Origin of the sequence: Clostridium sp. AM27-31LB (genome assembly GCF_003480745.1) — a bacterium.
Taxonomy (GTDB): Bacteria; Bacillota; Clostridia; order Lachnospirales; family Lachnospiraceae; genus Butyribacter; species Butyribacter intestini.
Genome location: NZ_QUJS01000004.1, coordinates 236,987 through 253,884, shown reverse-complemented (window position 1 = coordinate 253,884; position 16,898 = coordinate 236,987). Strand labels below are relative to the sequence as shown.

14 protein-coding genes and 1 riboswitch are annotated in these 16,898 nt (G+C 35.0%); of the genes, 2 read left to right on the top strand and 12 right to left on the bottom strand.

Going from position 1 to position 16,898, the window contains the following annotated elements:
• The first annotated feature begins 88 nt into the window (after window positions 1–88).
• A complete protein-coding gene (locus tag DW721_RS08195; RefSeq protein WP_118745445.1) occupies window positions 89–2,179 on the top strand; it encodes an aminopeptidase in 2,091 nt (696 codons plus the stop codon).
• Window positions 2,180–2,350: 171 nt separating this feature from the next.
• Here the strand turns inward: DW721_RS08195 and DW721_RS08190 are convergent, their stop codons facing one another.
• From DW721_RS08190 to DW721_RS08160, 7 genes are all read right to left on the bottom strand, one after another.
• The gene (locus tag DW721_RS08190; RefSeq protein WP_118745444.1) at window positions 2,351–4,156 is read right to left on the bottom strand and encodes a fibronectin type III domain-containing protein; all 1,806 of its coding nucleotides are present in this window, start codon (window positions 4,154–4,156) and stop codon (window positions 2,351–2,353) included.
• A 25-nt stretch (window positions 4,157–4,181) separates the two neighbouring features.
• On the bottom strand, window positions 4,182–5,144 hold the full coding sequence (locus tag DW721_RS08185) for an ECF transporter S component (protein WP_118745443.1): 963 nt from the start codon (window positions 5,142–5,144) through the stop codon (window positions 4,182–4,184).
• The gene (locus DW721_RS08180) at window positions 5,134–6,993 is read right to left on the bottom strand and encodes an ABC transporter ATP-binding protein (protein ID WP_118745442.1); all 1,860 of its coding nucleotides are present in this window, start codon (window positions 6,991–6,993) and stop codon (window positions 5,134–5,136) included. Before DW721_RS08180 ends, DW721_RS08185 begins: the two co-directional genes overlap by 11 nt.
• A gap of 137 nt (window positions 6,994–7,130) precedes the next feature.
• A complete protein-coding gene (locus DW721_RS08175; protein ID WP_182436270.1) occupies window positions 7,131–7,973 on the bottom strand; it encodes an energy-coupling factor transporter transmembrane component T in 843 nt (280 codons plus the stop codon).
• A gap of 89 nt (window positions 7,974–8,062) precedes the next feature.
• Entirely contained in the window at window positions 8,063–9,040 is a 978-nt protein-coding gene (locus tag DW721_RS08170; protein WP_182436269.1) for a DUF4430 domain-containing protein, read from the bottom strand.
• A 214-nt stretch (window positions 9,041–9,254) separates the two neighbouring features.
• Window positions 9,255–9,549: riboswitch (cobalamin riboswitch) on the bottom strand.
• A 53-nt stretch (window positions 9,550–9,602) separates the two neighbouring features.
• On the bottom strand, window positions 9,603–10,895 hold the full coding sequence (locus DW721_RS08165) for a sensor histidine kinase (RefSeq protein ID WP_118745439.1): 1,293 nt from the start codon (window positions 10,893–10,895) through the stop codon (window positions 9,603–9,605).
• Entirely contained in the window at window positions 10,895–11,617 is a 723-nt protein-coding gene (locus DW721_RS08160) for a LytTR family DNA-binding domain-containing protein (protein WP_022013423.1), read from the bottom strand. Before DW721_RS08160 ends, DW721_RS08165 begins: the two co-directional genes overlap by 1 nt.
• 275 nt (window positions 11,618–11,892) lie before the next feature.
• Here DW721_RS08160 and DW721_RS08155 point away from each other — a divergent pair, with 275 nt between their 5' ends.
• A complete protein-coding gene (locus DW721_RS08155) occupies window positions 11,893–13,194 on the top strand; it encodes a transposase (protein ID WP_243035973.1) in 1,302 nt (433 codons plus the stop codon).
• A gap of 138 nt (window positions 13,195–13,332) precedes the next feature.
• Here DW721_RS08155 and DW721_RS08150 read toward each other — a convergent pair whose 3' ends face one another.
• The 5 genes from DW721_RS08150 to DW721_RS08130 all read right to left on the bottom strand — a co-directional run bounded on the left by DW721_RS08150 (window position 13,333) and on the right by DW721_RS08130 (window position 16,559).
• Window positions 13,333–13,572, bottom strand: coding sequence for a helix-turn-helix transcriptional regulator (locus DW721_RS08150; RefSeq protein WP_118745438.1), 240 nt, complete (start codon window positions 13,570–13,572; stop codon window positions 13,333–13,335).
• 138 nt (window positions 13,573–13,710) lie between these two features.
• A complete protein-coding gene (locus tag DW721_RS08145) occupies window positions 13,711–14,235 on the bottom strand; it encodes a hypothetical protein (RefSeq protein ID WP_118745437.1) in 525 nt (174 codons plus the stop codon).
• The gene (locus tag DW721_RS08140; protein WP_118745436.1) at window positions 14,225–15,094 is read right to left on the bottom strand and encodes a hypothetical protein; all 870 of its coding nucleotides are present in this window, start codon (window positions 15,092–15,094) and stop codon (window positions 14,225–14,227) included. Before DW721_RS08140 ends, DW721_RS08145 begins: the two co-directional genes overlap by 11 nt.
• Window positions 15,095–15,111: 17 nt before the next feature.
• Entirely contained in the window at window positions 15,112–15,714 is a 603-nt protein-coding gene (locus DW721_RS08135; RefSeq protein ID WP_182436268.1) for a C39 family peptidase, read from the bottom strand.
• A gap of 191 nt (window positions 15,715–15,905) precedes the next feature.
• Window positions 15,906–16,559, bottom strand: coding sequence for a hypothetical protein (locus DW721_RS08130; protein ID WP_207665615.1), 654 nt, complete (start codon window positions 16,557–16,559; stop codon window positions 15,906–15,908).
• Window positions 16,560–16,898: the final 339 nt, after the last annotated feature.

Sequence of the window (16,898 nt, the reverse complement as noted above, 5' to 3'; positions counted from 1 at the left end):
CTATATATACAGTTTTTTTCACACATGATTTATGCTTTGCACAAACTTGCTATGCACAAAAAACTGTGCAGGAAATGAGGGATATAGTATGACAGAAAATAAAATTATTTTAGAAGAAAACAAGAATTATTATGAGCGTTTCAGCCTTGCTGTTGAACGAATCCGCATGATACACACTGAACTTTGGGACCAAAGTGTCACTCTTGCCGATAAACATCTAAACAGTTATTTTATAAAAACATCTTATTTTGCATTACAATTAAGCGAAATATACAACCTTTCAAAAAACAATATATTAAAAACACTTACTGAGTCTGAATTGTTTCATCTCAATCAGGGGCTCTATGAAGATATTGACCCTGCAAAGTATGAGACAAGTTACACCAACCCCGCATATGCGGTTAAACGCTTTGGTGCCGAGACCGGCCTGTATCTCAGTGCTCTCTATGCAGAGCTTCACAGCAATATTCCTAATGCTATCGAAGAACGGCTTTTTAATCTTACAACTATATTTGAGCTTTTTATTGAGATATACAATCTTTTTGAGGACTCTGACTGCAAACCGGAACAGATAAGGTCTGCACTTTATTATTATTTCTTTGATTATAGTGATGTTACCATCAAGGCAGGTCTTAACGATATGCTCAACCCTGAAATGTCTTTTATCAAAGATATAATAATGAATGAAAATCTTGAGGACCTGAGATACCTCTATTTTTCAGGTGAATATGTCACTGACAATGAGGTAAAGACCGCAAAATATTTAAACAGCCTGCCTCAGGAAAAAATCGACTCTATAGCTCATACTTTTACACAGGGTATCATCAAAGGCTACAAAGTCTACAATATGGATATGTCAGGCAAGAAAACAGTCAATATCAGATACCCGCTCGGCTTTGAGCGTATCATAAAGTCTGCTGTTTTACAGTTTAGGGAAAATGGTCTTGAACCGGTTATCTACAGGGCTTCATTTGCGATAGGTTCACGCACCTCAATGTATAAAGTCGGTTTTCACGGTGCATCGGCAAACAAACAGTTTGAGTACGACCACCGCAACGACCTCGCACTTATATTTGATAAAGGTTATGCCGACAGACAGCTCTCTGAATATAAACTTGCCTATGAGTCAATGAAAGATGCAGCCGCAGAATTTGCCGGTCCTGCACTTATCGAAAGTTTTGGTGAGAAACCTTTTGCACCTGTTGAAAAAGACTGCCTGCCAAAATACAGTGATAAGCACCAAAAGCAGCTTATCGCTTTCCGTTCTGAAAAAGGCATGCTCACAAACAATTATATACCACAGGATAAGATAAGCTTTACTATCGTTGCTTTCCCTGTTCCTGACATAGGCAGAAAGTTTGAAAAAATCTTTGAGGAAACAGTAAAGGTAAATACTCTAGACTCAGATAAATACGAAAAGATACAAACAAATATAATCAATGCTCTTGATAAAGGGGATTATGTTACTGTTACAGGCCGTGGCAATAACCACACTGACATGAAGATAAATCTCATAAAGAAAACTGCTCCAGAAAAACAGACTGTTTTTGAGAACTGTCTTGATGATGTAAATATCCCTCTCGGTGAAGTCTTTACTTCCCCGGAATTAAAGGGTACTGAGGGTGTTCTCCATGTGACTGAAGTTTACCTTGACAATCTGAAATATAAGGACCTTGAACTTAAATTTAAAGACGGCTGTGTTACTGATTATGCCTGCAAAAACTTTGAAAATGAGGAAGAAAACAAAAAATATATACATGAGAATGTTCTCTACAGACATGATACACTTCCTATCGGCGAATTTGCAATCGGCACAAACACAACTGCATATATGATGGGATTAAAATATAACATCTCAGGTCTGCTCCCTATCCTTATCGCAGAAAAGACCGGTCCTCACTTTGCAGTCGGTGACACCTGTTTTTCCCATGAAGAAGACCTTGTGACTTACAATCCTGACGGTAAGCAAATGGTCGCTAAGGAAAATGACTTTTCTAAACTTAGAAACAGTGAACCGGAAAAAGCTTACTTTAACTGCCACACTGATATAACTATTCCTTATTCTGAACTGGGGGATATTGTGGTGCATACTGAAAATGATGAAGAAATCACTATAATCAAAGACGGAAGATTTGTGCTTGCGGGAACTGAGGCACTCAATGAGGTTTTTGAGGATTAACCAACGGACGCAGGAAAGGCATTGTTATCAGACCTCATGGACGCTCCCACTCCATTCAGCCACGATAATAATTCCCTTTCCTGCTGTGTTTTGGATGTCGTTACAATGTGAAAAAAGCAGGATTGAAATTCAATCCCGCCTTTTTGTTATCTTACTGATTATGATTTGTAATTATTTTACTTTCACATTTTTTACTACACTGTATGCTCCTGTTGTCTTTCCTGATACAGCCTGCACTCTTACATAATATTTCTTATTTGATTTAAGTTTCTTGATTGTAAGGCTTGTGCTCTTTGTTGTTTTTGTTGTTACTTTTTTCTTGAATTTCTTATCTGTTGATACCTGTACTTTGTATGATTTTGCATTTTTTACTTTTGCAAACTTTACAGCGAGCTGTTTTTTGCCTGCTGTGAGTTTTGTTATTTTTGCTTTGGCAAGTTTTGCTGCTGTTGTTTTATTTTCTTTTGGGAGTGTATATTTTGCGTCTTCTGATGCTGTGTATGCCACTTTTTCTACCGGAAGCATAAGTTCACTTTTTTCTGATGCTCTTACTGCTGCATTAAGTCCTCTGAGAAGCTGTTCCGGCTGGAATGACATAAGTTTCTCATCTACAGTATTGTTGTCTGTATCTACAAATCCGAGTGCATCATCGTAAAGTGTCACACCGTTTTTGATGAGGTCTGTTCCGTTTTCTTCTGCTGCCACATCAATGTTAAATAATCCTGCTGTTATCATTATCTGAGCAGTTGTCCACGCATTGCTTGCTGAATATGAATCTCCATACTTGCCGTCTGCTCCCTGCATATTGAAGATAAGACTAAGTACCTTATCGCAGGCTTTCTTTACTGCCTCTTTATCTACACCTGCCTCGTCTTTTGTCTCATATGCATAGAGTGGCTGAATCTGCATTACCGCACTGTCAAGGCTGTTCCACTCAAGTGATGTTTTAATCTGGCTGTCAACATCAGATACGGTCTTGTTTACAAGTTCTGCTCTTGTAAAATATTTGTCTCCTGTCTTTAACTCATAGTTATTTGAGTCAATTGCCATAAGTATCATTGTCTCTCTGCTGTAGATGCTTGATGCTTCGTAAATGCTCTTATCGGCAAGTTTTTCTATAAGATTAAATCCGTTTACATCTGATGCGTCTTTTCCAAGTGCTGTTACGCAGAGTGCAATCTTAGCATATGTCTGGCTTGCTGCACCGTCTTTTAATATGCTTCCCTGTGATACATATTTTTTGTTTGTATCATCATAGAATTTACCTGTTGATGTTTTTATTGCTCCAAGCTGTGTTTTAACTTTTGCATAAACTGCATCGTAAAATTTATCTGCCTTAAAACCTGCTCTTGCAAGTGAGAATACTGTATAAAGTCCTGATGAATCTTCTACACCCGGTACATATTTTCCACTCTTAAATGTAGTATCATAAATCTTCTGTGCAAGTACATCCTGGGCTTTTTTCGCTTTTTCTGAATATACCGAATATCCAGCAGGATTTTTTGAAGCATCATCATTGAAGCATGATGCACTTGTATTGTAGTTGTTATAGCTGTAGATAAGACTTATCTTGTCATTATTGTTTACTTTCTGGCTGCTGATTCCAAGATTTGCATACTGTCCGTTTACAAAAAAGCCCCAATAATACCAATCGTTTCCTACATTATACATATCAAGGTCTGCTATTGAATCAAGGCTGTCACCCCATGATGAAGATGAAATCTTATAGTTATCCTTGTATGCTGATTTGTCAAGTGCTGTTTTAATAGCATCTTCTGCTACCGCACCCTCATCAAGCTGAATAGCTGTTTTGCTTACTGCTACTGCTGAGCCTGATGCATTCTTTCCTTCTGCTGCCACATAGACAACAATCTTTTCCTTTTCGTCTGCATTTGCTTTTACGCTTGTCATTCCAAACGCCGTTGTAAATGCCATTACTGCTGATAATGCAATGCTTATCGCTTTTTTGTTCCTCATCTTTTTACCTCCATAAATATGTTTTTTACATACGGTATATCCCGTATTTTATCTGAACCCTTTCTATTTTTTTAAGGAATGGTTCTCCTATTAAAAATACACATAATGCCGCTGTTGCCGCGTGCATTATATCATATGGCACTCCCGTTATATAAAGTGCCTTCAATGCGGCAAGGCTTATCCCTGTACCTTTTGTATATGAACTTTGCATTATAAGTGCCGCAAAATTCATTATGCCTCCATATATTATAAATATCACTAAAAATGTAAATACTGCCATAACTATACTGTCTGTTTTTAGTCTTTTCCGCAGCAAAAGACCGCCTGTTATAAGTCCTGCAAGACCAAATATATAAAGCATTATGCCTTTTGTGTCTGCCATATCCCTGCCGGTAAACACTACAAAGAGATACCCCGTCACTTCAAACAATATTACACTCGCGATTAATGTTATAAACGAGCTGTTGTTTTTTAAATCTTTCTTTTCTCTTAAGTCATATCTCACAAATACAACTCCGCTTATAAAACCTATCAGACCCCATGATACCATCTGCCACGGTGTCCACGGCCCATGGCCGTCAAAAAAATTGCATATAAATCTCCCAAGTGCACCCGTCAGAAATCCGGCTTCAGGTCCTAACGCTATCCCCGATAAAACTACCACCGCACTTCCACCATGCAGTGGAATTGTATGTGCACATAAGAGATTAAATGACACACAGAAAGATACCATCATCGCAAAAAGAACTATCTCCCTTGCCCTTATTGCCTTGTATTCAAAACTTACAAAGAACGGCAGCATAACTGCTACAAGCATAAACATACTTATAAACAGATAATGTTTCTGTCTTAATACATAACTGGATATATAAAGCAAAGTCGGTATCAGGATTATTATTACAAGCCATACGGATATTTTTCTTTTTAATATGTTCTTTTTTATCTTTTCCTCATCATAATTTCTGCGACTTACATATTTATTTCTCAAATAATTCCACCGCCTGTCTGTAATTTACCGGTAAACATATCCGTTTACTCTCCATCTGCTGCACATCTGTTTTTTTGTAAATCTTATTTCGGTTTATATCTGACTTTCTGTCATCCGTCACAAATCCATACAAATCTGCCTGCTCATCATAAATATCTGAAAATATCCTGCATATGTCTGTCGTATAAAAATAATTCTGCCTGAAAAATTCTTCAGCCGTCTGCATTTTTGTAAGTTCCCCATCAAATAAAAGCCCACATTCATCTGCATTTTCCGCACAGAAATCAATATCATGCGACACAATCACAACGGCAATCCCTGCTCTTTTCATTTCATCAAACATCACGGCAAGCTTTTTCTTAAACTCCCCGTCAATTCCCTTTGTCGGCTCATCAAGCATCAAAACATCAGGTTTTAGCAGCAATACTTTTCCTATTGCAAGTCTCTGCTGCTGTCCAACACTTAAATCAAACGGATGCGAGTCTTTTTTTTGTGACAATTCCATTTTTTCAAGCATTCCTTTTATATTATTGTCAACAAACTGTGCTCCCTCATATAAATCCCTGTGGCTTTTAAATACCTCAAGCAGTTCATCATAAACAGTTATCTCAGTAAATACGGTCTGCGGATTTTGCGGCAGATATACACTTCTTAAATCTTTTAGCTTTTTAATCCTGCCGCCTTTCTTTTTGTAAATGCCTGCAAGTATTTTTAATGCTGTTGTCTTTCCAGAGCCGTTTCCGCCCATAACCGCATAAATTTTTCCACCTGTTATGTCTATCGAAAAATCCTTTAAAACCTCATTTTTTCCGTATGAAAAACTTAAATTTTCTGCTGATATTAATATATCTTTTATTTTTCTGTCATTTTCAGACTTTTTATGCGGTCTGATACCGTCCTGTTCAGATTTGTTTTTTACCACCGCCTCAGCTTTAGTTTTCACCGCAGTATTATTCATACATTCCCTATCGTCTGTCATTTCTTTTTCAGATATTTTATTGTGAGCATTTATTTTAACAGATATATCGTTTTTTATGTCCTCTATCCACAATTTTGCTTCTCTTATCGTCAATGGCAGTTTTCCCATTTTACCATACTCACTCCAAAGTTTCATATAACCCGGAAGTGCTTCATAGACCTTGCTGGATTTTTCTTTCATTTGATGCACTATCGTTCTCACATCATCAAATCCGATAACTCTTGTGTCTTTCATTAGCATGACACGGTCTGCCATGTGAATAACTTCATGTACTCTCTGCTCACATATGAGTATCGTCACACCAAAATCCCTGTTCAATCTGAATATGTTCTGCAAAAATCTCTCACTTGCAACGGGATCAAGCTGCGATGTAGGTTCATCGAGTATCAGTATTTTGGGATGCATTACCATAACGGACGCAAGATTTAATATCTGTTTCTGGCCTCCCGACAATTCATCAGTCTTTTTTTCATACCAGCCGCTTATCCCAAGATACTCTGACATTTCAGCAATCCGTCTGTACATTGTTTCCCTGTCAAATGAAAGACTCTCAAGTCCAAAGGCAAGCTCATGCCAGACCTTGTCCGTCACTATCTGTCCGTCAGGGCTTTGCCCGACATATCCTATCAATGCGGCACTCTCCCGGTCGTCCATAAACTCTATGTCTTTCCCGTCAAAATACATTTTTCCGCTGCCATGCCCTGTCGGTATCTGATTTTTCTTTGCGTGCCTTAACAGCGTAGTCTTGCCACAGCCTGAGTCCCCGCAGAGCAAAACAAACTCGCCTTTTTTTATCTCGAAAGAGATATCTGTTATTGCATTTTGGGACTGATTGGGGTATCTGAATGAGACATTATCAAATTTAAGCATTGTGACCTCCTTTCCTAGTTTATAAACTCTAGGCAATTGCGAAACTCATTACATATTATTAAATTTTGTGCAGCATATATGTTGCGATAGTTTCACAAGCATATATTTTTTACTTTAAAATTTACATTCATTTTATATCATATAAGTGCTGCACACATATATATACACTGGAATATGACCGCCGATACTGCCACCGCATCTGCTTTTTTTATTTCAATTTCCGGAAAGTAGTATGTTTCAAATCTTCCCGTGCACAATGTGTATATTATCAATACAGATATGGCTATAAATGCAATCATGAATATTATATCCCTCTTTTTTATCCTAAATCTGTGGTAACTGCTTCTTCTGCCTGTTCCGTATCCTCTTGATTCCATTGATACAGATGTGTCTATGGAGTTTTCAAGACTCCACGATATGAGAATTGACAATTCTTTTGTGAATTGCTTTGCTTTGGGTATCATCCCCGTATTTTGTGTACATAACATTCCTATCTGTGCTTCATGTATCTCCCGCCATCTTTTTATCATCATCGGTATGAAACGCAGCACCATTGAGATTACAAGTGAAATTTTAGGTGATATTTTTCCTGTTATATATAGTATTTTTTCTGAGTCTGTCATGCATCCTGCCGTTACAAACCACAGTGACACCGCCATGAGCATTATTGTCATAAACAATCCATATATGATATTTTCTAATGTTACTGCCATATCGTTTACATAAAACAGAGGCGTTACTCCGTTGTGGTTAAAAATTGGAAGTATTATCACTGAAAATAACATTATCGGAACAAATAACATTGCTGTCATTTTTAGTGCTCCTGTTCCTTTATGCCTTAATACTCCAAACAATGCCATCACAAATGACACTGTTATTATCACGGGATTTAGTGTAAACATTGTCATTATAAGCAGCATGATAAAATAAAACATACTTACTGCCGGGTGCAATTCTCTTAACAATCCTTTTTTCACCATACTAATCCTCATTTCTGCATATGTTTTTTATAAAATTTGTGTCAAGTGTGCACATATACAAATCTTAAATGTAAAAAATCTATATATTATCAACTTCCCGCCCTGCCGCTGCAGGTGTAAGTCCATTCTATATGCTCTCCACCTTTCAGTTTATAAGCCGATGACCCTACATTTGGCGTAACTCCATCAACAAGATAAAGCCAGCCGCTCATATCACCTGCCATCTTTTCATATAGATAACCAATCCCCTTTACATATGAAGTTTTGTAAATTGGTGAGTATTCAGCATCATATGCAATCTTTTTTAGCTTGCATACCGCTGTCAGCACATCATATGCCGAAGAACCTTTTTTTATTTTAATACTTGTTTTATCAAGCAGCTTTCCGCTGTCGGGCACATATTTTCTCGCATTTTTATTTAGTTTATCCATATTTGAAAGAAGAATAGTACAATCAATCGTCACATCACATTTGATATAATTTTTATCATCTTTTTCATCGGTTGAATTTTTATCTGATACAGAAGTATTATCTTTTTTTGTATTCTTATCAGATGTGTTTTTCTTTGCAGCATCCTTATTTGTCTTATTTTTCCTTGTTGTGTTCTTTTTATTTGTATTTTTTTCTGATACATTACTCTTTTTTTCCGTATTTTTATTTGCGGAAATACTTTTGTCATTCCTGGTATTACTTTTATTTTTTAAACCGCTTTCTTTTTTAGATTTCTTACTCTCACCTGAACTTCCATTTTTTAGGGCATCTTTTTTAGAAGTATTTTTCTTTTTTAAATTCTTCCCCTCTTCTTTTTCATCACTTGCAATATCGCCACTATCTGTCTTATCCCCACTTCGCCCTATATCATTTTTATCATCCTGCTGCAAGCTGTTCTCATCCTCTTTAATCTCAGACGAGGTATCATTGTCAGATGATTTATCGCTTTCTTCGGCAACAATATTGTCATCTGCCATATCATGATTTTTAACCGACTGTATATCAAGCCTTGAAACACCAAGCACTAACAAAACCACTAAAACTATAGGAATGAGAAATTTTCTATAATTCTTCATATAAATCTCCATTCTTGTTTGCTTACTAATCCATATTCATGTACTGTTTTTTCCTGACAAACACACATATGATAAATATTTGCAAAACTTCCTATAACATTAAAAAAAGACAAAATAAAAAATCCCCAATCGGAGATTTCTTTTTGTCTTTGCATAACAAAAAAACACTATCCGCTCTGATACTTCCCACCGAAGTAGACCTGATAAGCAAGGTAGCTAAAATCTCCTTGTCAGCAGGTCTCCTGGCTCGAACTCAACTGATTTTTTACCTTCCCATGAATTTGTCTGGCTATAGTCTTTTCACAGTGGCTTTAAACAAAGCATAAAACTCTTCATAACATATCATGCTACCTGCTCATAGCACTACTTGTATATTGATAAAGTCTTTATACCATGCACAAAAAATCATCCTTCTTACAGTAGCGGGGGCTGCTGCAGCATCTCACTGCATTCCCTTTTAAGTCTGTCTCTTTAACCTGCCTGCGGCGGCCGGCAAAGTACAGCTCACTGACAATATCAAAAAAAGTATATCACACATAATAAAAATTTTATATATGCCTTTTTAACAATAATTATTCATATAAAGAACAATCATTATGCAAAACTCCCTATCATCATACTCCATCTCGACTTCCCCATTATATTTTTGTACAACCTCCTGTACGCTGTTTAATCCGATTCCATGCTCTATCTTATTGCTTTTTATTGTCTTTAAAACACCATTCTTAGCATTTATTCTGCCATCATAACTATTTTTCAAAGTTATAAACATTGCTCCCGACTTATATTTAATATCAAGTTTTATATATCTGTCTTTATCAGGAATCTGTGCAGCTTCTATGGCATTATCAAGTATATTTCCAAGTACAGTCACCATATCTCCCATGTCAGCCTCAATTATTTCAGGCAGTTTTGTAATTAATTCAATGTTTATATCTTTCTCTGCTGCTTCACTCAATTTGTAATTTACAATACTGTCTAGCTGCACATTCCCACTATCACAATACATTTTCGCCTGGTTAATCTTACCTATCATCTGTTCAATATACTTTTTTGCCTCAACATTTTCGCCATCTTCATCAATCAATGATTCAAGCACATAGAGATGATTATTCATATCGTGCCTGATTTTTCTAATACTATCACTATTCTTCCGTAAAACCTCAGCCTGTTTTGCAGAATATATATTTTCACGCTCCATCATTTTTGTATGGATACTCTTTATATAACTTCCGGACATCAAATCATACATATACATTATAAGCATAAGTATAAACAATGACAAAAATACTGATATTATTTTTATATTTTGGCTTACATCTTTGCTCATATAAATCATTAATTCCATGCAATATATCAGTAAAATCACTAAGATTATAGATATATTAAATCCTATTGGAAGCTGCAATTTTGAATTAACATTTTTAAAGCTGGTCACAACACAACATAATAATATCTGCATTATACTAAGACAAATAAGCTGGTATGTTTCCCCAAAATATCCATTTTGAGTCATATTTCTGTTGCCTCCATCTGTTATGAGTCCAAGTACCAATTCACACATAAGTGGAAACATAAAAACCAGCACTATTGTTGACATTATTCTGTTTAACTTTTTCTCATAACATTCCGCAATAAAATATAATATAATAAACGATGTAATTCCGTTAACCAGCGGAATCGGAAATAAAATATACTGCAAACTGCCTATAATGTAACATAAAATATATGTAATCCTTGCTCTGTTTTTTTGCACTTTCAGTTTTCCTAGAAAAAAATCCATATACTTTGCCGTAACACCCAAATCCAGTGCATTTACAATTAAGTAAGTTAGTATATACCATATCTTATCCATTATCTTCCCTCTATCTTCATGAATTCTTTTCTTATCTGCTCTCTTTTTGCCTGACTTATCGGTATCTGTGTACCATCAACCAAAACAACATGATCATATGACATTATCTTTACAAAACGATAATTAATAAGATATGATTTATGAATCAATAAAAAATCATACTGTTTCAGATTTTCATATATTAGTTCGAGAGAATCATAATAATCATATTCTTCATTTTGCAAATGAACATAAATTTTCCTTCCCTTTCGTTCAAAATATAAAATTTTGCTTATCGGAATTTTATAAAAATCACGGCCTTTTTTAAATCTGAATAAATAATTATCCTTTTCGTTTATTTCCTCAAACTGTTCTACGACATTTAATATGGCACTCTCATCTATGGGTTTTATAAGAAAATTAAGCGGTCTGAAATCAAAAAGTTCCATAGCATACTCTCTCTGCGAAGAAACATAAACTATCTGAACTATTTGATTTTTAAGCTGCTGCCTTATATATCTTCCAATATCGACACCGTTCATATTGGGAAGTTGAATATCAAGAAACAGCATATCATAGCAATATGGCAGCTCACCTGTTTCTATTTTTTCACAAAGTTCTACCCCAGAATAAAAAACATCAATATCATATTCTATACATTTTTTATCTAATATTTTAATAAGTGTCCGCTCTAAATCGGAACAAAACTGTGGTTCATCGTCACATATAGCAATCTTTATCACATTGTACTCCATTTCTATTACCGTTTGTCAAAAATATGTCAAAAAAAGTATAACATCATATATAAACTAAGTCAAAATGATTTATATCTGATATCCACATATTTTGTGCAACCTGAAACATTCTGATTTATTTCATATAACTCAAACTTCGCACTTGAATAAGTGCCTATGCACCTTGAAAATTCAATAATAACTGGCATAAAAATAGCATGAAACCATCTGGTTTTGGTATAATTGAGTTGCTAAAAACAATAATACTTCCGGAGGCTCATGCTATGAATAAAAGTATAACACAAGCAACTCAAAATGATAAGCAGATTTCAAAATCTATCAAAAGATTTTTTACAAGATTTCATGTTTCCTCAGTTTTGAAGGCATCCAATGCCTATAAAAAGAAAGGCTTTTCCGTAATGGAGATTTTCCAGTATCTGTTCCTACTGATATTTTCTAACAGAAGCATGTATATGAACCTGATCATCGGACGCAACACTCCTGATTTTGCAAAGGATACTGTATATCGCTTTATGAAAATGATTCAGATTAACTGGATCCGCTTCACGACGATTCTTTCAGCCCGAATCATCAAGGATGCCATTCTTCCTTTAGATTCTGAGGAGCGTGCAAAGGTTCTCATCATTGATGATTCCTTTTTTGAGCGTAACCGTTCAAAAAAGGTTGAACTCCTTGCCAAAGTCTATGACCACGCAAAGCATAAATACCTCTTTGGATTTCGTATGCTTACATTAGGATGGTCAGATGGAAGTACATTCCTGCCGGTCAACAGCGTTCTTCTTTCCACAGAAAACAGGAAAAACCGTATCAATGAAGCAACAGAAGTAGACAAAAGGACTGTCGGCTACAAACGAAGAAAGCTGTCCATGGAAAAAGGAACCCATGCAATGCTTACGCTTCTGGATATTGCTAAAAAAGCTGCAATTCCTGCAAAATATGTTCTTTTCGACAGTTGGTTTTCATCACCGAGCACGCTTCATGCAGTAAAAAATATGGGCTACGATGTAATCGGTATGGTCAAGAAAACACCAAAGATGTTCTTTCACTACAATGGCAAAGATATGTCTCTGACTTCTATCTACAACAAGAATAAAAAGAGACGTGGAAGATCAAGATATCTGCTTTCTGTAATGGTTGATGTTGTAAAATATGGTGAAACCATTCCGGCAAAAGTAGTTTATGTCTGCAATCGCAACAAACGCAAGGAATATCTCTGCCTCATTTCCACAGATGTAAATCTGGATGAGAATGAAATCATCCGAATTTATGGGAAACGCTGGGATATAGAGGTATTTTTCAAGGTATGCAAAAGCTACCTTAACTTGAGCAGAGAATGCAATTCTCTTTCCTATGATACAATCACTGCGCATACCGCAGTTGTTTTCACACGATATATGATGTTGTCACTGGAAAGCAGGGAATGCAACGATAACCGCTCACTAGGTGAACTCTTTCTATATTTTTCAGATGAAATGTCTGATATCACATGGATACAGGCTTTTCAAATGCTGCTTCAAATGTTCAGAACAATGCTGACAGATAACACCGAGCTTTCAGATGAATAAATCACTGAATTAGTGGATGCATTTATGAGTACACTTCCAGTCATGCTGAAAACGCAACTGCAAGCTGCGTAAAATCTGAAGAACATTGACAACTGAATAACTGCCAGGTATTGAATTTTCAAGGTGCATAGCTAAAATTTATGTGCACAGTTTGAAATTATTATTTAAATGACTCTGTGATGAAAACGAAAGCTGATTACTTATATCAGCCAGGCTCATATCCGTATTTGCAAGCAGATACGACGCTTCTTTTAATTTAAGCTGCATAATATATTTTGCAACTGACATACCATAATACTCTCCAAAATGTCTTTCTAATGACCTCGCACATATTCCACAATACCCAGCCAGATCGGTTACTAAAATTTTTGCTGGCATGATTACTCAAGATTCCGAAAGAACATTGTTGGTTTATAATTCAATTCCATTATACCAAAAAGAATAGATTTATGCCTTTTTTATTGCTTGTAATATTAATTTTTCAAGTTTTAACACAATTTATTGGCATGAAAAGTCTTAGTCATTATATAAAAAATCTGGTATTCTCTCATGAGTAGTAATAAGATACCATTTTCCTTCAAATTCTATATAATGGTTATTGTTACCGATATCAATATAAGTGAAATTCAATTGCGCATCGTTGGAAATACGAAAGTTATAAGCATCTCCACCATTAGAATCCCCAGGTGATTCACCTTTTTCAAAATTTTGATGTTTAAATTGCAAAGATAATACCCACTCCCTAAATTGTGGAATATCCTTTTTATCCATATTCCAACTTTTTTGACCACCACCGTTACTATGTAATACTTTAACTACAGAAACATCATTTGAAAAATACAAAAGTGAATTTTCCTTTTTAGTTGAAGAATTTGGTACATGAGAACTAGATACCAAAACCTCCTTTGAGTTTTCCTGTATCAAATTATTACTTGAATCTACATTCTCTTTACCCAAATTACCACAACCTTGAAACAAAAAAAATGAAAAAAAGACTAAAACGAATACTATTCCTTTAGTAACACTTTTCCTAATTTTCATATTCCAATTCCACCTCTTCCCTTTTTAAAATATTAACTCCAATCAATGAGGAGAAAAGAACTATAATAGCTAAAACAAACCCATATATATGAGTTTTACTATAATTATCTGTTTTATATGGCACACCCCCGTTTTCTTTAAGATTTTCCATTACATATTCTTCATTATATATATTACTCATATGCTCAAAAAAATCACTCACTTTATATAATGTTCCATTTTTTATATTGTTAATTTCCTGTGACATAAATGGTATCAAATACTCATTTTGTTCTGTTATAACAAATACTAATGTCATAAAATATCTATTAGAATATGTGTATTTAACTTCTTTTACATTTTCTTTTGTTGCATTATTTATTATTTCTTCAACTTTTTTAGGAGAAACAAAGACATGTTTTGCATCGTTTAAAATGATTTCTTCCTGTAATTCATAATCTTCATCGGAGCCTTTTTCTAATACAGCAACTCCTTTTTGATTATCATTTGTTATATATGGTACTTTAACTCTACAATCTTTTGACAAAAGATCCTTATATGATTTACATTCTGCATATTTTGTAATCGGCAAATCAGATAAAATATACTCCGTATATGCTTCTTCGTCATTATAATTTTTAATTCTAAAGTCAACTTCTACAATTTGCTCTTGACTCTTTACACTTTCTTGATCATCAATAACTTCCTCCATGTTTTCTTTTACACCTTCATAAGAAATATTTTCTTTTTTATTTTCATCTTGAATATCATATTGATACTCATCATTTTTTGCCGATACATACTCAACATTTAAACACATATTTACAAGAAAAAATAAAATACAAAAAATAACAAAAGATCTATTAGCTATATTATTCATTACCATCACTCCTCAAATTATTCCTGATTCCAAACAGTACCATCATACTGCCTATTGCCAAAACCTGATTTAAAATTACTATATGTACATTTATTTATTGTCCCATCCCATGGATCATAAATCTGCAGATAATTTTTTCCACCAGTTATATCATATCCAATCATCGTAACAGCATGACCACCGGTTCTCGTAGAACCATTGTAATAGCCTGCTACTAATATTGTTACATTTCCGCTACTTACCTCCTTTTTAAGAAAATCAAACGATTTTACACTGGAGCGAGACAATGATGAATTAAAATAAGATTCTGTATTTCGACTAATATATACAGCAGCTTTTTTAATATCTGATAATGTCCCTCCCACATTGGGATAAGCATCTCTTGTTGTTCCCTTTATTTTATTTACCGCACTCTTTTGCGTTCTCGGATTTTTCATTTCGTATCTAACAGAATTTTCTGCCGATGCAGCCCAACACCAATTTGTTTTTTGTTGCTTTACCATATCGTAACTGAGTTTAATACCTTTTGCCTCTGCTATCAAACCTACCATATACGCAATAGATACAAACATTGCAACAAAAAATAAACTTTTCAGATACTTCCCTTTTTTTGAATTCAATCTTTCTTTCATAATTTAATATATAATGTATCTTGATACATTATTTCTCCTTTCTTGTATTAGTACCTCAAACTTCGCACATAAATTTTAGCTATGCACCTTGAAAATTCAATATCTGGTAGTTATTCAATTGTCAATGTTCAAACTTTATGCAGCTTGCAGTTTTGTTTTCAAAATGACCGGAAGTGCATTTATAAATGCATCCACCAATTCGCTGATTTTCTCTTCTGACAATTCGGTATTTTCCGTAAGCATTGTTCTGAACATTTGAAGCAGCATTTGAAATGCCTGTATCCATGTGATATCGGACATTTCATCTGAAAAGTATAAAAAAGCTCGCCCAGAGAACGATTATCATTGGATTCCCTGCTTTCCAGCGACAACATCATGTATCGTGTAAAAACAACCGCAGTATGTGTGGTCATTGCATCATAGGAAAGAGAGTTGCATTCTCTGCTGAGATTAAGGTAACTTTTGCACACCTTGAAGAATACCTCTATGTCCCAACGTTTTCCATAGATCCGGACGATTTCGTTCTCATCCAGATTTACGTCCGACCAGCCTAATGTAAGCATTCGAAAACCAAAGCGATATTTATGTTTTGCATGGTCATAGACTTTGGCAAGGAGTTCAACCTTTTTTGAGCGGTTACGCTCAAACATGGAATATTCAATGATAAGAACATTTGCACATTCCTCAGAATCTAAAGGAAGAATGGCATCCCTGATGATCCGGGCTGAAAGTGTTGTTGTGAAACGGATCCAGTTAATCTGAATCATTTTCATAAAACGATATACAGTATCCTTCGCAAAATCAGGCGTATTTCGTCCTATAATCAGGTTCATGTACATGCTTCTGTTAGGAAAAATCAGCAGAAACAAATACTGGAAAATTTCCATTACTGGAACCCCTTTCTTTTTGTAGGCATTGGATGCTTTCAAAGCAGAAGAAACATGAAATCTCGCAAAAAATCTTTATATAGATTTTGAAATCTGCTTATCATTTTGAGTTGCTTGTGTTATACTTTTATTCATAGCATGAGCCTCCGGAAGTATTATTGTTTTTAGCAACTCAATTATATTAAAACCAGACGGTTTCATGCTATATTTTTGCCAATTATTATCGAATTTTCAAGGTGTATAGGCACTTATTCAAGTGCGAAGTTTGAGTCATATAAAATATTA